We start from the raw sequence: 24772 nt of genomic DNA, 5'->3' as shown, positions 1-24772 counted from the left end.
GCCTGGCCAGGAGCCGTGACGGGCCGCCGGGAACCGACAGGAGATCGTCAGAAAATATTAGAAAATATCGGAAAAGGCGCTGGATGCATCCATCATCCCGGTGTACCGGTCATGTGAACCTCCGGATCCACAATGTCCGTTCCACGAAATTCGTTCCGGTGATGTCAGTCATGACCACCGTCCGGCCATGACCGTTCTCAGCGGTGCTCTTGTCCTGCTGTCGGCCGCGCTGCTGGGCGCGGGGGTCCTGGGCAGTACCGGTTTCGTCTATGCCTCGATCGTGATCGGCCTGCTGGCGGCGGCACTGCTGCCGCTGGGAGCGCGCAGACCGTCCCGACGCCCGCCGGCAGGCCGGGACACCCACTGAGTCTCCCGGCCTGAAACACTCCCGGCGAAGCCTGCCCGCGGCTCCTGCCCGCGACCTGTCAGCCGGCTGTGCCCGCCGTGCCCCTCGCCGGTCGCAGCCAGAACGTCAGCCCGAGATCCGGCGCGTGCTGGCCGGCCTCGTCCGTGCCCTGCTCCGTGTTCTGGCCCGCGTGCTGGCCGGTGGGGCCGGCGCCCTCGGCGAACGTCACGGCAAGGACCTCGGCGGCCACGGTGGACGCGTGCTCCCGCAGGGCCTGGGCGGTCTGCGGCGTGTCCGCCGTCCAGCGGACGTCGACCCGGTCGGTGATGTCCAGACCGGCGGCCTTGCGGGCCTCCTGCAGGACCCGCACCACGTCCCGGGCGACACCGGCCCGCCGCAGCTCGGGGGTGATCTCCAGGTCGAGGGCCACGGACAGCCCCGACTCCGAGGTCACGGCCCATCCCTGCCGCGGGGTCTCGGAGATGATGAGATCGTCACCGGCGAGCTCGATCCGTTCGCCGCCCACCTCGACAGTGAGCCGGCCGTCCACCGGCCGGCCCGCCGCGGAGACGGCCGCCGCGATCACCGGGGTCCGCTTGCCGAACCGACGGCCCAGCGTCCGGAAGTTCGGTTTCACTGTGACGTCGACCACGTCGGCCGCCGCGGCCTCGACGGTGGCGACGTTGAGCTCCTCGGCGATCTGGGCGCGCAGGTCTGCGGAGAGCCCGGCGAACTCGGGGGCGGCCACCACGGCGCGGGCCAGCGGCTGGCGGGTCCGCACACCGCTGCCCGCCCGGGCCGCCCGGCCGAGCTCCACCACCCGCCGCACCAGGTCCATCCGGGTGGCGAGCCCCGCGTCCACGAGATCGGGCCGCGGAGTCGGCCAGTCGGCGAGGTGGACCGAGTCCGGGGCGTCCGCCCGCACACCGGCGGCCAGCTTCGACCACAGCGTGTCGGTGAGGAACGGGATGAAGGGGGCCAGCAGCCGGGTCAGGCCGTCCAGGCAGGTGTAGAGGGTCTCCAGAGCGTCCGGGTCGGCCTCCCAGAACCGCCGCCGGGAGCGGCGCACGTACCAGTTGGACAGCTCGTCGATGAAGCGGGTCAGGCGGCGCCCGGCCCGCAGCGCGTCGAACCCGTCCAGCGCCTCGGTGACCTCGATGATCGTGGCGTGCAGTTCGGAGAGCGCCCACCGGTCGAGCACCGGGCGGGCCGGTGGCTCGGCGGTGGGCGTACGCCCCGGCGCCCAGCCCGCGGCGTTCGCGTACAGGACGAAGAACGACGCGGTGTTCCAGTAGGTCAGCAGCACCTTGCGGACGATGTCCTCAAGCGCCTCGTGGCCGACCCGGCGGTCCGACCACGGCGAGCCGGCCGCGAGCATCAGCCAGCGCACTGCGTCCGCGCCGTGCCGTTCGAACAGCTCGAACGGGTCGAGGACGTTGCCCAGATGCTTGCTCATCTTGCGGCCCTCGGAGTCGAGGAGAAGGCCGAGACAGAGCACGGTCTCGTACGACGAGCGGTCGAACACCAGCGTCCCGATGGCCATCAGGGTGTAGAACCAGCCGCGGGTCTGGTCGATGGCCTCGCAGATGTACTGCGCCGGGTACTGGGCCGCGAACTCCTCGCGGTTGCGGTGCGGCGCGCCCCACTGGGCGAACGGCATCGCCCCGCTGTCGTACCAGACGTCGATCACGTCCGGGACCCGGCGCGCCACCGCCGAGCAGTCCGGGCAGGCGATCGTGACCTCGTCGACGAACGGCCGGTGCGGGTCGAGCCCGGACAGGTCACGCCCGGCCAGGGAGGACAGCTCCAGCAGCGACCCGACACAGGTCAGATGCGCCGGGTCGGCGGTGCAGCGCCAGATCGGCAGCGGCGTGCCCCAGTAGCGGTTACGCGACAGCGCCCAGTCGACATTGCCTCGTAGCCACTCCCCGTAACGGCCGTGCTTGATCCGCGGGGGGTGCCAGTCGGTGCGCTCGTTCTCCGCCAGCAGCCGGTCGGCGATCGCGGTCGTCCGGATGTACCAGGACGGCAGCGGGTAGTAGATCAGCGGGGTGTGGCAGCGCCAGCAGTGTGGGTAGCTGTGAGCGTAGCCCTCGGCCCGCCACAGCACCCCGCGGGCACGCAGGTCGTCGACGAGAGGTGCGTCCGCGTCCTTGAAGAACAGCCCGCCGACCAGCGGGACACCGGCGACGAACCGGCCGTCACGGCCCACCGGGTTGACCACGGGCAGCCCGTGGGCGCGGGCGACGGCGAGGTCCTCGGCGCCGAAGGCCGGGGCCTGGTGGACCAGCCCGGTGCCGTCGGTCGTGGTGACATAGTCGGCGAGGACCACCGAGTGCGCGGCCGCCGCCGTCACCGCGGCCTGGCCGGCAGCCCGGCCGGCGGTATGGCCAGTGGCCGTGGCCGGGGCGGCGAAGTCCGCCGCCGGCAGCAGCTCGAACGGGCGGTCATAGGTCACCCCCGCCAGCTGCGCGCCGCGGACCGTCTGGACGATCTCGGCGTCCGGGCCCACCGCGGCGGCGAGCAGCGGCTCGGCCACCAGCACCAGCTCGCCTTCGCGCCCGCCAGCGGAGGTCCGGGCGACCACGTAGGTGACGTCCGGATGCACGGCGACCGCGGTGTTCGACACCAGCGTCCACGGGGTGGTCGTCCAGACCAGCAGGCTTACCCCCGCCTCGGCGAGCGGCCCGGAGGTCACCGGGAAGCGGACGTACACCGACGGGTCGACCACGTCCTCGTACCCCTGGGAGACCTCGTGGTCGGACAGAGGTGTCTCGTCACGTGGGCAGTACGGGGTGACCCGGTGATCCTCGACGAGCAGCCCCCTGTCGAAGATCTGCCTGAGCGACCACCAGACGCTCTCGATGTAGGGGGTGTCCATGGTGCGGTAGGCGTTGTCCAGATCGCACCAGTAGGCCATCCGCTCGGTCATCCGGGAGAAGTCGGCGACGTGGCGCAGCACCGACTCGCGGCAGCGGGCGTTGAACTCGGCGATGCCGAAGTCCTCGATGTCGCTCTTGCTGGTGAAGCCCAGCTCCTTTTCCACGGCGAGTTCGACGGGCAGGCCGTGACAGTCCCAACCGGCGCGGCGCGGGACGTGGAAGCCGCGCATCGTGCGGAAGCGGGGGAAGAGGTCCTTGAACACGCGCGCCTCGACGTGATGGGTGCCCGGCCTGCCGTTGGCGGTCGGGGGACCCTCGTAGAAGACCCACTGCGGGCCGTTGGCGGTCGCGTCCAGGGAGCGCTCGAAGACCTTCAGGTCCTTCCAGCGCTGGAGCATGTCGCGTTCGAGGGCGGGCAGGTCGACCTGGGTCGACAGCGGCGGGAACACCGGCGCGGGCTGGGCGTGCCCGGCTGGCCGGGCGGCTGGGGCATGCCCGGTGAGCTGGGTGGACGGGGTGTGCTCGGTGGGTTGGTTCGGCTCGGTGGGTCGGGTCGGCATGGGCAGATCTCCGTCGGGTTCGGGCTCCAACGGAGGGACGACACCCCGCGGTACCCGGCGTTCGCCGGGGCGCGGTGGCACCGCGGTACCACCCTCCTTGCCTCCCGGGACGCCGGTGTGGCGGCCCGGACAGACCACTCGTCGCGCGCGGTGCCGGATCTACTGGGGGCGCGGGCCCTGTTCTCCCGGCGGCTCAGGGGTGATCTTCGCAGCGCGCTGGCCGCCGGGCTCGCACCGTCCCCGGCTCGCTGGACGCCGTCCTGAGGCCGGTCGTCCCTGGCTGCGCCCGCCGCTACTCGTCCCGTCAACGCCGTCCGCTGTACCAAGCGTAGTGGATGGGACGGAGCATTCGGTGGGCCCCCGGCATCCGGAGCCGGGATCCCGGGCCGACCACCTCGGCCGGCTCGGGTGGCCGCCTGGCCCGGCCGCCGGCCCGTAGGTGAAAACCGCTGTGGCAGCAACGATTTCCACCTACAGCCGTGGAAGCCGTAGGTAGAAATCGCTGTGGGGATGACGGTTTCTACCTACGGCCGGCTACGGCCGGGGTCTCCGTCCACGGCAGGTGCGCGCGGGGCGGCGCGAGGGCGACGGTCATGGTGCGTTCCGGGTCTGAAGGCGCTGCCCGTAGAGTGGGGCAGGTGTGGGAGAGGGCGTCCACGGGCGGGACCGGTGGGATGTGACGGCCGAGGTGGAAAACGGGAGGATCATCCCGGACCTGGATGATCCCGCTGGTCCGGATTTCGACGTGTCGTCGGCCCATGAGGAGAGCCACATCAGCGGGAGCCGTACCGGCGGCGAGCCGTATCGGGTGTGCCGGTCGCCACGCGCGGTGGCCACGGTGGCCGGTGCCGGTCTTGTGATCCTCGCCATCGACGTGGTCACGAAGATCGCCGCTGTGGCGAGCCTGTCGGACCGGGCACCGATCGAGCTGCTTCCCGGCGTACTCGACCTACGGCTGACGCGTAACCCGGGGGCCGCGTTCAGTATCGCTGGTGGCGCGACCGTACTGTTCAGCATCGTCGCCCTGGTGGTTGTCGTGATCATCGTCCGCACTGCCCGGACGCTGACGTCGCTGTCGTGGGCGGTCGTGCTCGGCCTGCTGCTCGGTGGGGCCCTGGGCAACCTCAGCGATCGGATCTTCCGCGCGCCGGCGCCGCTGCGCGGGCACGTCGTGGACTGGATCCACCTGCACAACTGGCCGGTGTTCAACATCGCCGACTCGGCGATCGTGATCGGTGGGGCGGTCGCGGTCATCCTGGCGGCCTTCGGTACCGCTCTGGACAGCCAGCCCGCCCCGCGGGACGGCCAGCCGAACCCGGACGGGCCGGCGGGCCCCGACGGCCGGCCCGCGACAGACATCGACGACCGCGATGGACAGTAACGCAACCGGCAATACGGCCGGTAACGAAGCCGGTGACGCGGCCGGCGGCGAAACCGGCCAGGTGGCCGTGGCAGGGGGCGGTGTGGGGGACAGGCGTGCGCTCCCGGTTCCCGACGGGCTGGACGGGCTGCGCCTGGACGCGGTGATCGCGCGGATGTTCGGGCTGTCCCGGACGGCCGCGGCCCAGCTCGTCGACGACGGCCAGGCCAGCGTGGACGGAACCGTACGCGGCCGCTCCGACCGGGTCGGTGCCGGGGAGTGGCTCGACGTGCGGCTGCCACCCCCGCCGAATCCGGTCCGGGTGGCGGCCGAGCCGGTACCCGGCCTGCTGGTGATCCATGACGATGACGACATCGTGGTGGTCAGCAAGCCGATCGGGGTGGCTGCCCATCCCGCGCCCGGCTTCACCGGCCCGACCGTGATCGGTGGGCTTGCCGCCGCGGGCTACCGCGTCGCGACCAGCGGCGCCGCGGAACGCCAGGGCGTTGTCCACCGTCTCGACGTCGGCACGACAGGCATCATGGTCGTCGCGAAAAGTGAGCGCGCCTACACCGCGTTGAAACGGGCTTTCCGGGACCGCGAGGTCGAAAAGATCTACCGTGCTCTGGTGCAGGGGCATCCTGATCCGTCCAGCGGCACGGTGGACGCGCCGATCGACCGTCACCCGCGTAAGCCCGGCCTGTTTGCCGTGGTGGCGGGTGGAAAACCCAGCGTCACCCACTATGACACCGAAGAGGCCTTCCGAGCCGCGTCGCTGCTGTCGGTGCGTCTGGAGACCGGGCGGACCCATCAGATCCGGGTGCACATGTCGGCGTTGCGGCATCCCTGCGTCGGCGATCTCGCCTACGGCGCTGATCCGGTTCTCGCCGGCCGGCTCGGGCTGGCCCGGCAGTGGCTGCATGCCGCTCAGCTGTCCTTCGCTCATCCCGCGGATGGGCGGAAGGTGACGTTCACCAGTCCCGACCCACCTGATCTCGCGGAGGCGGTAGCCGTTCTTCGGCGGCAGTCGTGACTGTCACCGGTCGTCCGACGATCGTGTTCCGGGCGGTGCGACGCCGGTGCGCCAGAGCCCGGTTCACCAGGGTTCGGTTCACCAGGGTTCGGTTCACCAGGGTCCGGACAGCGGCCAGGGGCGGGGTCGAAGCGACGGGCCGGACGGCTGCCGAAGGCCAGGACAGGGCCAGCGCCCCGATCACGATCATGGCTGGGGGTGGGGCCACCGGCCATGCGGGGAAGCCACGGGCGGGACGGGCCGTGGTGGGCGCGGCACGGCGTGCGCTCGTTGGCCTCGACCGTCTGGACGAACGTGTGTTGCCGGTCGCGGGCCGAATCCTGGACGGGTTCACCGCCCGGGCCTCGCGTCTGCGAACTGTCGCCCTGGGCGTCCATGGGCTGCCGGGCAGCCTGGTGGTGCCGGGCAGCCGGGTGGTGACGGGCAGCCTGGCCACGCCGGGTGTACGCACGGATGATCCGGCCAGCGGCGATGGTGGTGACGATGACACGTCCACCAGGTCGCGCAGCGACAGAGTTACATCGTACGGTGATGGACGTGACCCGGTCGGCAACGCTACTGCAAGCCGAGCTGTCGTGGCCGCTGGGCGAAGCGCGGCGTGGCGTGGGACCGCCGAGCCGCGGGACACAGCCGCCGCTGCCGGCCCGGCCGGCATGGCTGCCGCTGGTGGCTCAGCCGGCATGGCTACCGCTGTCGGCTCGGCCGGCACAGCCGACACGATCGCCGCTGGTGGCCTGGCCCGGCGGGGCCTTCGTGGCCGGTCCGTCATCGAACGGAGCGTGCGGATGACAGTGCTGGGCGTAGTTTCGGTGATCGGAGTGAGCGCGATCGCGGCCTTGGCGCGCGGCCCGGCCGGCGGACGTGATCTTGGGCAGCTCGGCCTGCCGCGGATGGCGGTACCCGTGCTGAGACAGCAGGTGGATCCGGTCGCCGGGCCGGCCCGCGCACTGTCGGGCGCCCCTGTCACTGACACCGCCCCCGGTGTCGTCCCTGGCGCCGACGCTGCCACCGCCTCGCCCATGGTCGCGGGCCCGGTCCCCGTCCCCGCTCCGATCGCGGTCCCCACGCGGGTCGAGGAGATGCCGGCGGCCGCCATTCTGGTGGGCCTGGGACAGCGGGAGGCGGTGGCGGGCTGCCTGACGGCGGCGCGGACACGGCTGGCCGCCGCGGCCCGGCGGGACGAGCTGCCCGGCGGCCACCCCGACACCTACCCCGACACCTACGGGGTCGTCAGTTTTCCGGGGTACCGGACGCCGGAGCAGGCCCTCGACCTGCTCCGGGACCTGCGGACCGTGCGCGTGTTCTTCCGGGTTCCCCCTGACGGCACGGCACTGTCCGCGGACGTCCGTGACCCGCTCGCCGACATCCGGACCGCCTTCGCACGCGCCGCGGCCGCCCAGGCCGACACCGCCGACACCGCCGACGTGGCCGACGTGGCCGCTGTCGATGTGGGTACCGCCGATGCGGGTGGCATCGGCGACGCCGACGCCCGGGAGCGCGCCGCGGACGAGGCGGTGGCGCTCCGTGACTCCTGCGCCTGCCTGTACGGGGCGGTCGTGGCCGCCCCGGCGTGGCGGCTGGCAGCCCTCGCCGACACCGAGCCGGTCCGGCTGGTGGACGTCGCGGCGGCGGATGTCCCCGCTGGGCCAGCCGTGTTCGTGCCGCTGCGCCCCGAACAGCGGTGACCTGAGCAGTGGTGATCTGGACAGTGGCGACCTGGACAGTGGCTGGCAGCAGTGGTTGACCCGAACAGCGGTGAACGGTGGCCGGGCGGGCGACGTGAGCAGCGGTGAAGGTGGCTGAGCAGCGGTGACGCGGTGACGACGGCGGTAACGGTGACGACGGCGGCGCGGACGTGGTGGGCACGGGCCGTTCTCGCGCTCCTCGTCGCCGTACTGATCGCGGATACGCCGGAGCATGACGCCGCCGGTGGGGCCGGGGTAGCCGACGGGGCCGCCCGGGTGGCCCATGCCACCCAGGTCGCCGACACCGCCGCGGCTGGGGCCGGCACCGCCGCGGCGAGATCCGGCGCCGCCCGCCCGGATACCGGCACCGCCGGCCTCGCAGCCCGGGCTGACCGTGCTCTCGACATCAGCTCCGCTGACCGTGCTCTCGACGCCGGCTCCGACGCCGTCGCGCAGACACCGGTCACGCTGGAGCGCGGGAGCGCCCCGTACTCGTTGATCGTCCAGGCGCGGCATGACGGCGAGGGGGTGGCGGAGGTCACCACCCGGGCCCCCGGGGTCGACTGGGCGGTCCCGGGCGCGGAGTCCGCGGTGCTCGCGATCACAGTGGACGGCACGCCCGCGACCGACCTCGTCGTGCCCGCCGCGCATCCGATCACCAGGCGGGTTCAGCTCGGGCGGCTGCGGGCCGGCGCCCACACCCTCACGATCACGCTGGACGGGCAGGCGTCCAGCGCCGGCGCGCGGACGGTGGTGATCGATGAGCTGTCGGTGTCGGCGGTGGCACCTATGACGCCCGGAGCGCCGGATCCGCTCGCGTACGCTCCGATCCTCTACGGACGGTCACTGCCGGAGTCCGGTGGGTTCTTCCAGAACAATCACACCGACACCCCGCTGCTCGCCTGGCACACCCAGGCGCCGGTGGCCGGCCGGCCGGGCCACACGGTGCTGGAGTACAGTGTCATGTTCAGCAACGAGGACGGCGGCACCGGTGACGATCCCGGGTACCTGCAGGCACGCTGGGGACGCCAGACCGACATCGAGTGGGTGTACCGGGTCGAGTTCGACGCGGCCGGGTCCGTGGTGCCGGGGTCGGCGGTCTATCAGGGCCCCAACCATGTGACGCTGCCGTTCACCGGCCGCTATGAGAACGGCCATCCCGTGCTGCGGACGTGCACGGGCAACAACATGGTGTGTGCCGTGATCGCCGGAGCCGGAGCCGGAGCCGGAGGTGGCGCCGGCGGTATGCGGTTCTTCCTCGCCGCCGATCACGAGCTTGCCGCGGGCGAGGCGCGGGAACAGATGATGGACGCCGCGGGGTGGACCTACCAGCTGTCCGCGGCCGAGGCGCGCCGCGAGGAGAAGATCGAGCCGGTGGCGTCCGCGTACACACCCGCACTGTCCGACCTGCGGAACTACCTGTACATCGTGATCCGCAAGACCACCTCCGTTCCGGTCGTTCCGGTCGCCTCGGTCGCGCCGGCCCTGGCCTGGGTCGGCACCACGGTCGGGGTCCGGCTCGCGGGTGATCCGGACGTCCTCTACCGATCGGACCACATGATCTCTGGTTGGTCCGTGCAGCAGGACGGCGCGGTCGCCACCGCGGTGGAGCTGCCCCCGGGCACGAAGCTCGCCGACATCGCCACGCTCGAGGTGTTGCGGGCCCCGGCTGGTGTGGTCGACCCGGGCTCGACGGTGACGGTCACCGGCGTCGAACGGGCGATCATGCTGGATGCCGACGGGCTGCCCGCGCCCGGGTCGCTGACCTGGTCGGGCAGGGTCACGCTCACAGCGTCCGAGCCGGACGCTGTTCTGGTGCGCCCATGAGGACACGGATCGCGGCGACGGATGTCGCGACGCTGAGCGGTGACACGGCGTCCGGGCCGGGCGCTGTTCTGGCGCGCCGCTGACGCCGGGCTGCCGGCATGCCCGTTGCCCAGGCTTGTCGGGCCCGTGTCCGGGCCCGGGCTTCGTACCTGGGGCCGCTGGCGTGCTCGTTGCCCGTACCGCTGGCGTGCCCTGTTGTGGCCGGGTCGCTGTTGTGCGGTGGCCCGGCCGTGGCAGGTGCGCCGTGCTGCCAGCCGTATCCGGGCCGGGTGCCGTGCCGGTGCCTCGCCTGGCGCCAGGCTGCTGCCGTGCGCTCCGCCACCACGCTCCGTCGACCGGAGTGAGTGCCGACCGGAGTGAGTGCCGACCGGAGCGGGCCGTCGACGGCCGCCGGGGCCGGACCGGCGGCCGTGGCGCGTGTCGATGCCGGCACGCGTGGCCCGGCCGGGGCGAGGCGGGTACGCGAGGGTAACAGCCACAATATTTCGGGCAGCAATATACGCGATATGGCCGCTGTCCGGCCGGCGACATTTCGGCCTGCCGTCGTGTACGCTCCGTACGAATACGATTCCACGCGACGGGCCAATCATGTCCGTATCGCGACAGCTGATACTTGCGCTTGTGATCAATGTCACTTGCACGAGGAAATTCGGCTCGATTCAAGGATCTCTCAAGAATTTTTCCCAGTGCGATCGCCCAAGCTCGGTACAGCGGCCACCCGGGAAGATCGGAGGCCGCGAGGTCACGTTTCTTCCGCGACGTCGGGAGGCCCGGGCCACCGGGTTACCAGAAGGAGGGATCGCTGGTGGTTTCAGTCCTGCACAACAGTCCGGACGGCGAAGAAAGCACTGTCGAACCCGCGGCGTACTGGGCCCTTCCCAACCAGCTCATCCCCGACCAGGGAAACCGGCGGCCGATCTCCCAGGACTCCGACGGGATTTCGTTGGAGGCAGCCCGGGAAAGCGAGCCGCTGACCCTCGAGCAGCACACCGCGCTTCTTGCCCGGCGACGGCTGCTCGCCGAACAGGGAGACGATCCGGAAGCCACCCGGCGGCACCACGCCCGCGGCAAGCTCACCGCCCGCGAACGCATCGAGCAGCTGCTGGACGCGGATTCCTTCACCGAACTCGACCTGTTCGCCCAGCACCGGGCCACCGGTTTCGGAATGGAGCGTTCCCACCCCTCCGGCGACGGGGTGGTCACCGGATTCGGCACGGTGGACGGTCGCAGCGTGGTTGTCTTCGCGCATGACGCCCGGGTCCGCGGCGGCGCGCTCGGCGAGACGTTCGCAGCAAAGATCCACCAGGTGCTGGACCTGGCCGAGTCGATCGGCGCGCCGGTCATCGGCCTCAACGACGGCGGTGGCGCGCGGATCCAGGAGGGTGTCGCGGCGCTCGCCGGTTTCGGTGGGCTTTTCGCGCGTAACGTCCGTCTTTCCGGGGTCGTCCCCCAGATCAGTGTCGTTCTTGGGTCCTGCGCCGGTGGCGCGGTGTACTCCCCGGCACTGACGGACTTCATCTTCATGACCCGCGACACCGCGAACATGTTCATCACCGGGCCGGATGTCGTGCGCTCGGTGACCGGTGAGGACGTCTCCCAGGCCGAACTCGGCGGAGCGCAGGTCCATGCCGAACGCACCGGTGTCGCGAGTTTCCTCGCCGACGACGAGGAGACCTGCCTGGACGAGGTCCGCTACCTGCTCTCCTTCCTGCCGTCGAACAACAACGAGGCACCGCCGGTGGTCGCGTCGTCCGACGACCCCGACCGCCGGTGCCCGGAGCTGCTGCGGATCGTGCCGCCGAACGAGCGGACGCCGTACGACATCCGGGCCGTCATCGAGGAGATCGTGGACGACGGCGAGTACCTGGAGGTGCAGGCGCACTGGGCCCGCAACATCGTGTGCGTCCTGGCCCGGTTCGACGGGCGGGTCGTCGGGATAGTGGGGAACCAGCCGATGGTGCTGGCCGGCGTGCTCGACATCGACGCCTCGGAGAAAGCGGCGCGATTCGTCCGTATGTGTGACGCGTACAATATCCCGCTGGTCACGCTGGTCGACGTACCTGGTTTCCTGCCCGGGGTCGACCAGGAGCACAATGCCATCATCCGTCGGGGCGCCAAGCTTTTGTACGCCTATTGCGAGGCGACCGTGCCGCGGATTCAGGTTATTCTTCGCAAGGCGTTCGGCGGCGCCTACATCGTCATGGACTCCAAATCGATCGGCTCCGACCTGTCGTTCGCGTGGCCGGTCAACCAGACCGCGGTCATGGGCGCGGAAGGGGCCGCGAACATCATATTTCGCAAGGAGCTGGCGGCGGCGGACGACCCCGACCAGCTGCGCGCGGAACTCACGAAGAAGTACAGCGACGCGCTGCTGCATCCCTATGCCGCCGCCGAGCGGGGTCATGTCGACGACGTCATCGACCCGGCCGACACCCGCCGGATGATCGTCCGTGGGCTGGCCTTTCTGCGGACCAAGCGGCACGTACAGCAGATTCGCAAACACCCCAACGAGCCGCTGTAGACGTCCGCACCGCCGATGGGACGCCGGACGGCCGGTGGCGTTGCCCCGTCCGCCGGCGGAGCCGTCCCGGGGCATCGGCCGGGAGAGCCGGCCGCGGACGCTGTTCCGGAACGGCGGGACAGGCGACGAAACCGACGGCGAAGCGGCAGCAGGACCGGCGGGACCAGGGACTGGGAGCAGGGAGGAGTGACGGTGCCACAGAGTCCGCGGAGCCTGCGCGCGGAACCGTCCGGGGTCCGGATCCCGCCGGCGGGGGCGGTCACCGTCCCGCCACGGCCGCCGCTGCCCGACACGGCGGACGAGCCGGCAGCCGCGACGATCGCCGTGACCCGGGGTCGCCCCACCAGCGAGGAACTCGCCGCCGTCCTGATCGCGCTGCGGGCGGTGACGGCCGCCGCCGCGGCGGCCCCGGCCAGACCCGCGAGCCGGGAGCGGCCATGGTCCAACGAGCAGCCTGTCGTAGCGCGCACGGTGCCCGGTGCCTGGGGGCCCGGCCCGCGCGTGGTAACCGGGCCGCCCGTGCCCGGCCGCCGCGGCGCGGCCGCCGGCCACCTCAGCGGCGCACCCGCCAACCGATCGGAAGGGAGAACCCCGAGATGACCCGGATCCCCGGTACAGCCACGGTCCACCGCCCCGACACGAAAGTTTCCCGTGCGGAAGTTGCCCGTGCGGAAGCCCTCGGCGCGCAGGTTTCACAGGCACCGGCCTTCGGGGCGGGGCAGACCGCGGGCGGGGCGGCGGGGGAGCGCGTACCGGGTACCCGTTGTCTGGCCATGTTCCCCGGGCAGGGCTCCCAGCGGCCCGGCATGGCGGCCGACCTCGTCAGGCGCTACCCGGACACCGCGGGCCAGATCTTCGCAATGGCGGACGACGTCCTCGGCCTCCCGCTGACGAAGCTGTGCGTGTCGGGCTCGGCGGAGGAGCTGCGCCGCACGGACGTGACCCAGCCCGCGATCGCCGCGACCAGCCTGGCCGTGCTCGAGGTGCTGCGGGCCGGTGGTTTCGAGGCGTCCGGCGTCGCGGGGCACAGCCTCGGCGAGTATGCGGCGCTCGCCGCCGCCGGGGTGCTCGACGCGCAGTCCGTGCTGCGCCTGGTGCGCCGCCGCGGCGAGCTCATGGCCGAGGTCGGCAGCCGTACCCCGGGCGCGATGGCGGCGGTCATCGGGCTGCCGGCCGAGCGGGTCGAGGCGTTGTGCCGGGACGTCACCGGCACCGGCGTCGTGGAGATCGCCAACTACAACGACCCCGGGCAGACGGTCGTTTCGGGCCTGACGGAGGCGGTCGCGCACATCGAGACGCTGGCGGCGCGGGCCGGCGCGGAACGGATCGTGCGGCTCGATGTCGGCGCGCCCTTCCACTGCTCCCTGATGCGCGACATCGAGGCCGAGTTCGGCGTCGAGCTCGACCGGCACGTGTTCGCCGAACCGCAACTGCCGGTGCTCAGCGCGGTCACCAGCAGCTACGTCCGACGGGCGGAGGAGGTGCGTCTGCTGCTGCGACGGCAGCTCGTCGAACCGGTCCGATGGGTCGACACCGTGCGACGGGCCGTGGCGGACGGTCACAACCTGCTCGTCGAGGTCGGGCCGGGCCGGGTCCTGACGGGATTCGCCAAGCGGATCGTTCCGGACGTCCGGGCGCTGGGGACCGCCCGTCCCCAGGCGATCGACGCGCTGCTCGCCACCGCCGGCCAGGGCGCATCGCGGCCGGCGGTCCCCGCATAGCACACCGGCTGTGGCAGGCCGGTGTTCCCTCCCCGATCACGGTGTTCCGCGGCCAGGGGGCCGGGCGGGAAACGAGAAAGGCACTGCCATCGCGACCGGGTGTCTCCCCGGTGCCGCGATTCGACGCTACTGGATCACGAATTTCCGGCCGGCCCGGAACGGATCCGCCCGGCCTGACCGACGTTCTGGCTCCGCGGGAGGCCGAGGCCCGAAAGACCCGGTCCGTTCAACTAAAAATTTCATGTCGATACATACCTGTTATGACCATTTTCGGCCGTATCGACCCGCACTGTGTCACAGCCGCCAGCGCATCTCGATCCGCTGCGCGATCCGAGTGAAAGGAAGGACAGTCCCATGACCGACACCGCCGCCTTCTCCACCGCTGTCCAGGAGGCTGTCGCCGACGCCCTCGGCCTGGACGAGACCGAGGTTTCCCAGTCGTCCACCCTGATCGGGGATCTCGGCGCGGAATCGATCGACCTGCTGGACATCCTTTTCCGTATCGAGCGGAAGACCGGCGTGAAGATCCAGGCAGCCGACATAGGCAACCACATCCAGGGCGGTATCCCGGACTCGGAGTTCGGCGACGAGAACGAGATCATCACCCCGGTCGGCCTGGCCCAGCTGAAGAAGGTCATGCCACAGATCGACGCCGAGGAACTGGCCGGAAAGCTCCCGGCTGACCAGGTGATGAGCCTGTTCACCGTGCAGAACCTCGTCGACCTGGCGGTCCTGCGCGCCACGGTCACGGTGAGCGCCTGAGCGCTCCGGCGCCGGATTCCGGTGGCAGGGCTCGGCATCTGGAGGCTCCGGCACCGGGATTCCGCCGTGGTCACCCCGTCCGGGTGACCACGGCGGGGGATGACCCCGGCGGGGCCGCGCGCCGCGCCCTGTCGCGCATCCGTCGACACACCGGCGGCGAGCACCGGTAACGGACCGGCGGCAACGAAGACCGGCGGCGAACACCCACGCCCACCGGCGGCACCGACCCGCGGCGCCGACCGGCGGTACGGATCGACGGCACCGATCGACGACCAGCGACACCGGCCGACGTGGCCGGCCGGCCGCAACGACAGGAAGGGAAGCGACGTGACAAAGCTGGCAGGGCAGGTCGCCCTTGTCACGGGGGCGTCCCGCGGCATCGGCCGCGCGATCGCCCTGGCGCTCGCGGACGACGGCGCGCACGTCGCCGTGAACTACCGGTCCCGTGCCGACGAGGCGCAGGCCGTCGTCGAGGAGATCGAGAAGGCCGGTGGGAAGGCCGTCGCGCTCGCCGCCGACGTCGCGGACCCCGAGCAGGCCGGCACGCTGGTGGAGCGGGCCCGCGCCGAACTGGGCGGGCTGCACATCCTCGTGAACAACGCGGGGATCACCCGGGACGGACTGATCTACACCATGGCGCCGGCGGACTGGCTCGAGGTCATGCGGGTCAACTTCGGCGGGGTCTTCAACTGCACACAGGCCGTGATGGGTCACTTCATGGCGGAACGCGCCGGAGCCATCATCAACATCTCCTCGGTGATGGGCGAGCGGGCCTGGACCGGCGAGTCCGCGTACGCGGCATCCAAGGGGGCGATCAACGCCTTCACCCGCAACTGCGCGCTGGAGCTGGCCCGCTTCAAGGTGCGGGTCAACGCCGTGCTCCCGGGCTTCGTCCCCACCGATCTTGTCGGCGGGCTGCTGGCCAGGGACGGCGGGAAGGCCATCAAACGGCGCATCCCCCTGCGGGAGTTCGCCACCCCCGAACAGGTCGCCCGGGTGGTGGCCTTCGTCGCCGGGCCCGACGCCGAGTACATGACCGGGGAACTGCTGCGCGTGGACGGCGGGGCCGCGGCCGTGCTCGGTACCGGCCGTCCCGACTGAGGCACCCGGGACTTCGGGGGCCCCGGCAGTCCGGGCCCGCCGGCGGCGCGGAGGGAACACGACCGCGCTCCCCGCGGGCGGGCGGGCCGGCAGCCGACAGGCGCGTGAACCGACAGGAAGGCAGGCGCGGCCGATGCGCTTTCATCTCATTGACCGGATCGACTCCTGGGAGTCGAACCGGCGGATCGTCGGGCGCAAGGTGACGTCCGGCACGGAGCAGTTCTGGCGAGCCGGCCTCACCGGGCCGGTCATGCCGCCGCCGCTGGTACTCGAGGCCCTCTGCCAGGCGGGCACCTGGCTGGTGATGATGAGCAGCGGGCACCGTAAACGGGCCGCGCTGCTGTCCGTGGGCGAGGTGTCGTTCCTCGGCGACGTCACACCCGGTGACGTGCTGCTGCTCGACGGCACGGTCGTGTCGATCTCGGACGAGGTCGCCGTCCTGGACGGGACGGTCAGCGTCGGCGAGCGCACCGTGCTCACCGCGACATCCATCATGTGTGCCCTCATCGACGCCGAGCGGCTGGACGACCCGGTCGTCACGGCCCGGATGGCCGACCAGCTGACTTCGGCGGTGAGCGCACCGTGAGGCGCGTGGCGATCACCGGCGTGGGCGCGGTCACCCCGGTCGGCAACGACGCGGCCACCACCTGGACGAACCTCGTCGCCGGCCGCAGCGGGGTGGGCCGGCTGACCACCTTCGACACCTCGACATTCTCGGTCCGCATCGGCGGGCAGGTCCGGGACTTCAACCTGCGCGATCTCGTTCCCGAGGCCGCCGGCTGGCGGCACCTGTCGCGGGCCGGCGGGTTCGGGCTGGTGGCGGCGGTGGAGGCGTTGCGCGAAGCCAAGGTCACCCCCGCCACCTACGACCCCGACGAGTGTGGCGTCGCGATGGGCGGCAGCGTCGGACGCCCGGAGCTCCAGCAGGTCGTGGACATCGGCTACCTGCGGGAACGCACCGACAACCGGGAGATCTTCCGGCATCCGCCCGGCGACGTGCTGCTGCGTGACCAGAACGTGCCGGTCGCCGCGATAGCGCGGCTGGCCGCCTGCACCGGGCCGATGGTCAGCGTCAGCACCGCCTGCTCCGGGTCGGGGAACGCCATCGGGGAGGCGTTCCGGCACATCCAGGACGGTGACGCGACGCTCATGCTCGCCGGCGGCTTCGACGCCCTGACCACCTGGATGGACCTGCTGGGCTTCAGCCTGCTCGGCGCGCTGACCGACCGTTACAACGACGACCCGACGCGGGCCTCGCGCCCGTTCGACGCCGACCGGTCGGGCTTCGTCATCGGGGAGGGCGCGGTCGTCGTCGTGCTGGAGGAGCTGTCCGCGGCCAGGGCGCGCGGGGCGCCGATCCTCGCCGAGCTCCTCGGCTACAGCTCGACCCTGAACGCCTACCGGATCACCGACTCGCCGCCGGACGGGCGCGGCGCCATCCAGGTGATGGCCCAGGCGCTGGCCGAGTCCGGGCTCGGGCCCGCCGACATCGACTACGTCGTCGCGCACGGGACGGGCACCCCGGGCAACGACGCCTCCGAGACGACGGCGATCAAGGAGGTGTTCGGCGCCGACGCCCACCGCATCGTGGTGAGCTCGCCGAAGTCGATGACCGGCCATCTCACCTCGGCCAGCGCCGCGCTGAACCTGCTCGTCGCGCTCGGTGCCATCCAGCACTCGGTCGTCCCGCCGACGGTGAACCTCGACACCGCGGATCCCAGGCTCGACCTCGACTACGTCCCGCTGGTGGCCCGGCCGATGCCGGTGTCGGGTGTCATGGTCAACGCGTTCGCGTTCGGCGGGACCAACACCTGCCTGGTGGTCGGCACCCCCAAGGAGGAATCATGACCGGCGCCGACATCGGCTCGGAACCGCTGCCGACAGCCTTCGACCGGCTCGTCCAGCTTGAGCACGGCCGGCAGGCGGTAGCCGTACGTAACGTTTCTGGGACGCTGGATGTCTTCGACAGCCACTTCCCGCGCTTCCCCGTGCTGCCGGGCATGCTGCTCTTCGAGAGCATGGTGGCTCTGGCCGGGGTGGTCCTGGCCGCGCCGGGGGAACGCTGGCGGCTGTCCGGGGCGCGGGTGGTGCGCTTCCGCCACTTCGTCCGGCCCGGCGACCAGGCGGAGATCACTGTGCGGGTCCTCGACCGCGGTCAGCAGACCGCCCGGTGCACCGCCTCGGTCACCGGCGACGGGCGTCCCGTCGCCTCCGCCCGGGCGCTGGACCTGCTGCGGGAACCGTCGATGCTGGCGGCGACGGTATGAGCGGGCAGCACGCGAGAAAAGTCGTGATCACCGGGATCGGGCTGCTCACGGCACTCGGTGAGGGCGTCCAGGACACCTGGGACGGGATACTGGCAGGCCGCGGCGGCGTGGCGCCCCTGCGCGGGTACGACCCGTCGTCGTTGCGCACCCAGCTGGGCGCCCAACTGGTGGACTTCGACCCCAGGCGGTACGTCAGCCGCCGGACGCTGCGCAAGATGACCCCCAACGACGAGATCGCGATGGTGGGTGCCGTCCTCGCGCTGCGTGACGCCGGCCTGGAGGACCAGCGGCCCTTCGGCGAGCGGGCCGGTCTCTTCGTCGGCGGCAACAAGGAGCTCTCCCGGCCGGAGGGGGTGGTGGCCGGGGCGCTGGCCGCCCGCGCCGACGACGGCCGCGCCGACTATCACCGACTCGGCCGGGTCGCCTCCTCCACACTGACACCGCTGTTCTACGTCGAGGGGCTGCAGGCGGCGTCGCTGTTCTACATCTCCGAGGCGTACGGCTTCCTCGGCCCCAACGCCTACTTCGCGGGCACGGCCGAGGCGGGGGCGAGCGCGGTGGGACGCGCGGCGCGCGCGGTACGGCGCGGCGAGGCCGAGCTGGCGCTCGCCGGCGGGTTCGACGACCCGACCTCCTGGTGGTCGATGTCGAAGATGGACGGGCTCGGCGTGCTGTCGTCCCGCAACGAGCTCGGCGTGGCGGCCTGCCGTCCCTACGACCGGACCCGCAGCGGATCGGTCTTCGGCGACGGCGCCGCCTTCCTTGTCCTGGAGGAGCGCGAGGCCGCGCTGGCCCGAGGCGCCCGCTGCTACGCCGAGATACGCGGGGTGGGCGCCGGTAACGACGGCGGCATGGTCGTCACGCCCGACCCGAACGGCCGCGGGCTGGTCCGCGCGATCACAGCGGCGCTGCGGGACGCGGACATGCCCGCCGAGGACGTCTCCTACATCGCCTCGCACGGCTGCGCGACCACGCTCGGGGACCTCAGCGAGACCCAGGCGATCCGCCGGTCGCTCGCGGCCCACGCCGAGCGCGTGTGGGCGAGCAGCGTCAAGCCGCAGACCGGGCATCTCGTCGCCGGGGCCGGGGCGCTGAACGCGGCGATCGCCGCGCTGGCGCTGGACGCGGGCGTGGCTCCCGCCACGGCCAACCTCGACGATCCCGACCCAGGCTGCGACCTCGACTGGATACCCGGACAGCCCCGAGAGGCCCGGCTGACCGGTGCGCTCGCGCTGGCCCGCGGCCTGGCGGGCCAGCAGGTGGCGCTCGCCCTGGGCAGGGCGGCATGACCGGGCCCCGCCCTGGGCAGGGCGGCATGACCTCGCCGGCGCCGCCCGGCGATCCCCGTCCGGGCAGCGCTCCGCGGCCCGGCGATCCCGGCATCGGTCTTCGTGCCAGTAGCGATTTTCGTTCCGACAGCCGTTCCGACAGCGACGGAGAGGAGCCCGACATGGCAGAGGGGACACAGACCGCCGGTGACGCCGATCGGGTGGTCGTCACCGGTCTGGGAGCGGTGACGGCGCAGGGCGTCGGCGTGGCGAAACTGTGGGAGGGAGTCCGGGCGGGCCAGGTGGCGATCCGTCCGGTAAAGAACCTGCCGATGGACGGCTACCGCACCGCCCTCGGCGGGGAGGTGCAGGAACCGGCCATCCCCGCCCACCCGTGGCCACTGGAGGTCAGCAGAGAGCCAGCGCTGGACTTCGCCCTCGTCGCGGCCGAGGAGGCGATGGCCGCGTGTGGCATCGGCGTCGACACCGCCGGCGTCGGTACCACCGGTGTCGGTACTACCAGCGTCACCGGTGTCGGCACTGCCGCTGGCGCCGGGGGCACTGCCGGGGCCGCGGGCGCGCCGGTCACGCTGCTGCCCGCGCAGCGGTGGGGTGTCGTGCTCGGTAGCTGCAACGGCGGGCTGGTCAGCGGCGAGCGGGCCCTGCGCGACGAACTCGCCGGCCGTCAGCCGGACTGGCGGCACACCCTGGTGGTGTCCCCGCAGGCGATCGCCCACGCCACCGAACTGATCGTCACCGGCCAGGCGGACGCCGTCCTCGTCGGCGGCACCGACGCCTTCTCCGACGTGGTCTTCGCCGGTTTCAACAGCCTGGAGTCGCTCGCGGTGGGACCGGCCGCGCCGTACTCGAAGGACCGCGACGGGCTGTCCCTCGGCGAGGGTGCCGGCATGCTCGTCCTGGTCCGCGCCGACATCGCGCGGGCGGCCGGTGCCCGCGTGTTCGCCGAGGTCCTCGGCTACGGCTTCTCGGCGGACGGGTACCACCCGACCGCGCCGCATCCGCAGGGGGCGGGCGCCGCCCGGGCGATCACCGCCGCGCTCTCCCGCGCGGGCGTCGCCGCCGACGAGGTCGGGTACGTCAACGGCCACGGCACCGGCACACCCAAGAACGACCCGGCCGAGAGCAACGCGATCCGCGCGGCCCTCGGGGAGGCGGCCGGGACGGTCGCGCTCAGCAGCACCAAGTCGATGGTGGGCCACCTGCTCGGAGCCGCGGGGGCGGTCGAGAGCATTGTCACGATCCTCGCCCTCGACGAGCAGGTCGCCCCGCCGACCGCCGGGTTCACCGGCGTCGACCCCCAGTGCGGGCTCGACGTCGTGCCGAACGAGGCCCGGCCGCTGGCCATGGACGTCGCGGTGTCCAACAACTTCGCGTTCGCCGGCGCCAACGCCTCGGTCGTCTTCGGCCGTCCCGGCCGGCGGGCCGCCGCGCCGGCCGGCCAGGACCGGGACCGGCAGCGGCAGCGAGAGCGGGAACCGATTGTGATCACCGGGCTGGCCGCGCTGACACCCGCCGGCACGAGCGTGGCCGAGCTGTGGGAGGCCTACCAGGCCGCCGGGAGCGCCAGCGGCGCGGATGCCAGCCAGGCTGCCGGCCACATCGGTGTCGGCCACGTCGAGTTCGACCCGGCGGCCTACCTGCCCGCGCGCCAGCGGCGGCGGCTGGACCGGCTCGGGCTGCTGGCCGTCGCGTCCTGCCAGGACGCCCTGGCCGACGCCGGGCTCGCCGACGTCGCGCGGCCCGCGACCGGGATCGGCGTCATCCTGGGCACCGGCCTGGGGCCGATGGAGAGCATGGAGCGTTTCACCACGCCGTTGCTGACCGAGGGCCCGGCGGCGGCGAACCCCGCGGTGTTCCCCAACACTGTGTACAACGCCGCGGCCGGCCAGGTGGCGATGCTGCTGGGGCTGACCGGGGTCACCTCGACGGTGACCGCCATGCACGCGGCCGGCGCGGCCGCCCTGTGCGTCGCCGCCGACCTGCTGCGCGCCGGTGCGGCGGACGCGATCGTCTGCCCGGCCGTCGACGTGCTGCCGCCGGCCGTGGTGAACGCGTACCGCCGGACCCCCCTGTTCGCCGGCGCCGGCGGTGCGTACACGCTGGCGGAGGCCGGTTTCGCGCTGGTGCTGGAGCGGCTGTCGGTGGCCCGGGCGCGCGGCGCCCGGATCCGCGCGGTGGTCCGCGGGCACGGCATCGCCTCGGACGCCCGGGGCGTGGGCCGCTGGGATGCCCGTGGCCGCGGTGTCGAGCAGGCGGTGCGCACCGCGCTGGCGGCGGCCGGTGTCGAGCCGGGCGCCCTGTCCGCGGTCTGGGCCAACGCCGCCGGGATCCGGGCTGTCGACCGGCCGGAGCGGGCCGCCCTCGGCCGGGTGTTCGGCCCGGCCGGGCCCCGTGTCGAGACGCCCAAGCGCAGCCTGGGCGAGCCGGTCGGGGCGGGCGCGCACCTGTCGGCGGTCCTCGCCGTGGCGGGGTGGGAGGCCGGCGGGGCCGCCGGCCCCGTCCTGGTGAACAGCTCCTCCCTCGGCGGCACGCACGTCAGCCTCGTCCTGACCGGCCCAGGACACGGCGATCACGCCGGCCCGGAAGTAAACGATCATGTTTTCCACGCCGCGGACGCCGCGGGCTCCCGGAAGGAGCAGTGATGACCAGCCACCATGTCCGGATCGTGAGCACCGGCGGCTACCTGCCCGGCGAACCGCTGTCCAACGACGACCTGGAGCGGTTGTGCGGCCCGTTGCCGGACGACGTGCTCGACGGTCTCCAGGTGCGCCGCCGCCACTGGATGATCAATCCGGGCACCGGCGAGCACCTCGTGAGCAACAGCGAGATGGCCACGGCCGCGGCCCGGCAGGCGCTCGACCGCGCCGGGCTCGAGCCCGGTGACGTCGACCTGCTGGTCATGTCGACGTCCTCCCCGGAGTACCCGCTGCCCGCGGCGGTCACCTTCGTCCAGGAACGTCTCGGCCTGGCCCGGTGCGCGGTCGTGGAGGTCCGGTCCGGGTGCGCGGGGGCGATGCACGCGCTCGACATTGCCCGCCGTCAGCTGGCCGACGGCTCCGCGCGGACCGCGGTGGTCATCGGCAGCGAGGCGACGTCACCGGTGCTTGCCCCGATCTTCCTGGGCCGTCGTCCGGACGCCGTCCGGCTGCGGGACCGGATCGCCATCTACAACTTCGGTGACGGGGCGGGGGCGATGGTGCTGCGCGCCGAGCCCGCCGGGCCGGGGGAGCCGGCGAGCTTCCACGCCAGCGTCAACGCCTGCATGGGCGGGGACCGCAAGCCCGGCATGCAGATCATCGGCGGTGGCACCCACGCTCCCGTGGCCGAGCAGATGCGCGGCAGGCGTCCGGTCGACCTGCGCCTCGACGTGGTCGAGTCGGCCAGCTTCGGGCCGCGGGTGTTCGTCACCGCCCTGGACGAGCTGCTGCGCCGCAGCGGTCTGGCCCTGCGGGAGGTCGACGCGTGCGTCGTGCCCGAGGGCAACGCCGGCTACTTCAACGGCGAGCTCGAAGCCGCCGGGCTGTCCGCCGAGGACTGCAAGCTGCTCGCGGGCAGGATCGTGGAGAACCTGACCGACGTCGGGGCGACCGGCTCCGCCGCCGTGCCCCTGGCGCTGGACGACGCCTGGACTTCCGGGCGGATCCGGCCCGGCGACCAGGTGCTGCTGCTGGCGATCGAGACCAGCAGGTGGCTGTACGCCGGGCTCTCGCTCACCTGGACCGCCCCCTGGCCGGGGGCCGACCGGCCGAGCGGCGATCTGTCGGCCACGGATCTGTCGGCCACGGACCTGTCAGCCGTCGGGCTGGCAGCCACGGGTGTGAACGGGCAGGCCGAGTCACGATGAGCGTCCGCCAGGATGCCGAGCGCGACTCCTACGACGTCGTCGTGATCGGTAGCGGGCTCGGCGGCCTGACCGCCGCCGCGCTGCTCGCCCACTGGGGCCGCCGGGTGCTGGTGGTCGAACGCCATGACCGGATCGGTGGTTACGCGCATGCGTTCACCCGCCGTCGACACCGTTTCGACTCCGCGGTGCACCTGGTCGCGGGCGGTCCGCCGGTCACCGTGGGAAATCCGGGAATCATGCCGGTGCTGCTGGATCTGCTGGGTGTTGCCGACCGCCTTGAGTTCCACCGGCTGGATCCCTTCTACCGGGTGGTCCTTCCCGGTTTCCAGCTCGACGTCCCAGCCGGCCCCGACTTCCTGGACGCGCACGTGGCGCGTTTTCCCGCGGAGCGGACGGGGCTGCGCCGGATGCAGCGCCTGTCGACGCTGCTCACCCGCGAGGTGCAGCGGCTGCCCGCCGACCTGCCGACCGCCGAACTACACGACAGTGATTTTCCGTTGCTGCACCGGTACCGTCAGGCAACCGTTTCCGACGTGCTCGACGAGCACCTGCGCGACACACGGCTCAAAACGGCACTGACGGCGCTGTGGCCGTATCTGGGGGTACCGCCGTCGGTTCTGGCCTTCGACGTGTGGTCACTCATGCTCACGACATACCTGGAGTTCGGCGCGTACTACTGCGCGGGCAGCTTTCAACGGCTGGTGGACGCGTTCGGTGCCAGCGTGACCGGCAATGGTGGGGAGGTGATGGTGCGCACGACCGCGCGGCGGATTCTCGTCGAGCGGGGCAGGGTGACCGGGGTCGTGCTCGACAACGGCCAGCGGATCACCGCGAAGGCCGTCGTCTCCAATGCCGATCCGTTGCAGACCTGCGAGGAACTCGTCGGTATCGAGAACGTCGACGGAGGCTATCTCACGCTGCTGCGTTCGATGCGCTGTTCCCTGTCGGCGGCGGTGCTGTACCTGGCCACCGACAGGGATCTCGGCGGGGAGGGCATGGCGCACGAGACCTTCGTCTTCGACGGATGGGAGCACGACGCCACCTATGCGGGGATGCTCACGGGTGCGGTACCCGCACTGACGGTGAGCGTCCCGACGCTGAGCGATCCGTCGCTGTCTCGGGACGGAATGCATCTGGTCACCGCTGTGGCACTGCTTCCGTATGACGCGGTGGCATCGTGGCGCCACAGCAAGCCGCGATACGAGCGTCTGATCATGGACAAGCTCGGGGAACTGATCCCGGGCATCGGGGGCAGGGCGGTCCTGGCCGAAGGCGGCACGCCGCGGACGATGGAGCGCTACACCCTGAACCTGCGCGGCGCCATCTACGGCTGGGAACACGCACCCGACCAGACCACCACCGACCGGCTGCCGCACCGGACCCCCGTCGAGGGACTGTATCTTTCCGGGCACTGGACGCAGCCTGGGGGAGGCGTCCTGTCAGTGATCAGTTCGGGCGTCCAGACCGCCGAGATGCTCACCGGCGCGTCAGTGCTGGAACGTCCGCGACCGGTGCCCTTCTTCGCCGCGGCGGCCGGCTGAGTCGTGCCTCCCTGCCGGGGTGGTCGGCCTTGC

General features: G+C 72.2%; 19 protein-coding genes. 18 read left to right on the top strand and 1 reads right to left on the bottom strand.

Annotated features, from left to right (window positions below; all coding sequences use genetic code 11):
* The first annotated feature begins 187 nt into the window (after positions 1 to 187).
* The gene (locus FSYMDG_RS15135; RefSeq protein WP_013874279.1) at positions 188 to 367 is read left to right on the top strand and encodes a hypothetical protein; all 180 of its coding nucleotides are present in this window, start codon (positions 188 to 190) and stop codon (positions 365 to 367) included.
* Between the two features lie 58 nt (positions 368 to 425).
* Here the strand turns inward: FSYMDG_RS15135 and ileS are convergent, their stop codons facing one another.
* Positions 426 to 3788 (bottom strand): isoleucine--tRNA ligase, encoded by a 3363-nt coding sequence (ileS, locus tag FSYMDG_RS15130; protein WP_013874278.1) that lies wholly within the window; start codon positions 3786 to 3788, stop codon positions 426 to 428.
* A gap of 117 nt (positions 3789 to 3905) precedes the next feature.
* On the opposite strand from ileS, the gene FSYMDG_RS26315 reads away from it, so the two are divergent.
* The 17 genes from FSYMDG_RS26315 (at position 3906) to FSYMDG_RS15050 (ending at position 24739) form a co-directional block, all read left to right on the top strand.
* Positions 3906 to 4052, top strand: coding sequence for a hypothetical protein (locus FSYMDG_RS26315; RefSeq protein ID WP_157180394.1), 147 nt, complete (start codon positions 3906 to 3908; stop codon positions 4050 to 4052).
* A 481-nt stretch (positions 4053 to 4533) separates the two neighbouring features.
* Complete coding sequence (locus FSYMDG_RS15125) at positions 4534 to 5169, top strand: signal peptidase II (protein WP_083828502.1); 636 nt, start codon at positions 4534 to 4536, stop codon at positions 5167 to 5169.
* Complete coding sequence (locus tag FSYMDG_RS15120) at positions 5159 to 6181, top strand: RluA family pseudouridine synthase (protein WP_013874276.1); 1023 nt, start codon at positions 5159 to 5161, stop codon at positions 6179 to 6181. Before FSYMDG_RS15125 ends, FSYMDG_RS15120 begins: the two co-directional genes overlap by 11 nt.
* A 680-nt stretch (positions 6182 to 6861) precedes the next feature.
* A complete protein-coding gene (locus FSYMDG_RS26865; RefSeq protein WP_131774023.1) occupies positions 6862 to 7866 on the top strand; it encodes a hypothetical protein in 1005 nt (334 codons plus the stop codon).
* 132 nt (positions 7867 to 7998) lie between these two features.
* Entirely contained in the window at positions 7999 to 9693 is a 1695-nt protein-coding gene (locus FSYMDG_RS15110; RefSeq protein WP_131774022.1) for a hypothetical protein, read from the top strand.
* Positions 9694 to 10630: 937 nt separating this feature from the next.
* A complete protein-coding gene (locus tag FSYMDG_RS15105; protein WP_431307091.1) occupies positions 10631 to 12214 on the top strand; it encodes an acyl-CoA carboxylase subunit beta in 1584 nt (527 codons plus the stop codon).
* Between the two features lie 192 nt (positions 12215 to 12406).
* Positions 12407 to 12814, top strand: a complete 408-nt coding sequence (locus FSYMDG_RS24690) for an acyl-CoA carboxylase epsilon subunit (protein ID WP_013874272.1) — start codon at positions 12407 to 12409, stop codon at positions 12812 to 12814.
* Positions 12811 to 13935, top strand: a complete 1125-nt coding sequence (fabD, locus tag FSYMDG_RS15095; protein WP_013874271.1) for an ACP S-malonyltransferase — start codon at positions 12811 to 12813, stop codon at positions 13933 to 13935. The genes FSYMDG_RS24690 and fabD overlap by 4 nt, the downstream gene beginning before the upstream one ends.
* A gap of 354 nt (positions 13936 to 14289) precedes the next feature.
* Positions 14290 to 14697, top strand: coding sequence for an acyl carrier protein (locus tag FSYMDG_RS15090; RefSeq protein WP_013874270.1), 408 nt, complete (start codon positions 14290 to 14292; stop codon positions 14695 to 14697).
* A gap of 327 nt (positions 14698 to 15024) precedes the next feature.
* Positions 15025 to 15798 (top strand): SDR family NAD(P)-dependent oxidoreductase, encoded by a 774-nt coding sequence (locus FSYMDG_RS15085; RefSeq protein WP_013874269.1) that lies wholly within the window; start codon positions 15025 to 15027, stop codon positions 15796 to 15798.
* Positions 15799 to 15931: 133 nt separating this feature from the next.
* Positions 15932 to 16384, top strand: a complete 453-nt coding sequence (locus FSYMDG_RS15080) for a 3-hydroxyacyl-ACP dehydratase FabZ family protein (protein ID WP_013874268.1) — start codon at positions 15932 to 15934, stop codon at positions 16382 to 16384.
* Positions 16385 to 16389: 5 nt separating this feature from the next.
* On the top strand, positions 16390 to 17646 hold the full coding sequence (locus FSYMDG_RS15075; protein ID WP_237702775.1) for a beta-ketoacyl-[acyl-carrier-protein] synthase family protein: 1257 nt from the start codon (positions 16390 to 16392) through the stop codon (positions 17644 to 17646).
* Positions 17643 to 18065 carry a 3-hydroxyacyl-ACP dehydratase FabZ family protein gene (locus tag FSYMDG_RS15070; protein ID WP_013874266.1) on the top strand — a complete coding sequence of 141 codons (423 nt, stop codon included), beginning with the start codon at positions 17643 to 17645 and terminating at the stop codon, positions 18063 to 18065. The genes FSYMDG_RS15075 and FSYMDG_RS15070 overlap by 4 nt, the downstream gene beginning before the upstream one ends.
* Entirely contained in the window at positions 18062 to 19354 is a 1293-nt protein-coding gene (locus FSYMDG_RS15065; RefSeq protein ID WP_013874265.1) for a beta-ketoacyl-[acyl-carrier-protein] synthase family protein, read from the top strand. Before FSYMDG_RS15070 ends, FSYMDG_RS15065 begins: the two co-directional genes overlap by 4 nt.
* A 161-nt stretch (positions 19355 to 19515) precedes the next feature.
* Positions 19516 to 21996, top strand: coding sequence for a beta-ketoacyl-[acyl-carrier-protein] synthase family protein (locus tag FSYMDG_RS15060; RefSeq protein WP_013874264.1), 2481 nt, complete (start codon positions 19516 to 19518; stop codon positions 21994 to 21996).
* Positions 21996 to 23198 (top strand): 3-oxoacyl-ACP synthase III family protein, encoded by a 1203-nt coding sequence (locus FSYMDG_RS15055; protein ID WP_013874263.1) that lies wholly within the window; start codon positions 21996 to 21998, stop codon positions 23196 to 23198. Before FSYMDG_RS15060 ends, FSYMDG_RS15055 begins: the two co-directional genes overlap by 1 nt.
* Positions 23195 to 24739, top strand: coding sequence for a phytoene desaturase family protein (locus FSYMDG_RS15050; protein ID WP_013874262.1), 1545 nt, complete (start codon positions 23195 to 23197; stop codon positions 24737 to 24739). The genes FSYMDG_RS15055 and FSYMDG_RS15050 overlap by 4 nt, the downstream gene beginning before the upstream one ends.
* The last annotated feature ends 33 nt before the right edge of the window (positions 24740 to 24772 follow it).

Origin of the sequence: Candidatus Protofrankia datiscae, assembly GCF_000177615.2 — a bacterium.
Taxonomy (GTDB): domain Bacteria; phylum Actinomycetota; class Actinomycetes; order Frankiales; family Frankiaceae; genus Protofrankia; species Protofrankia coriariae.
The sequence above is the reverse complement of the archived record's forward strand: the minus strand, read 5'-3'. Positions and strand labels throughout refer to the sequence as shown.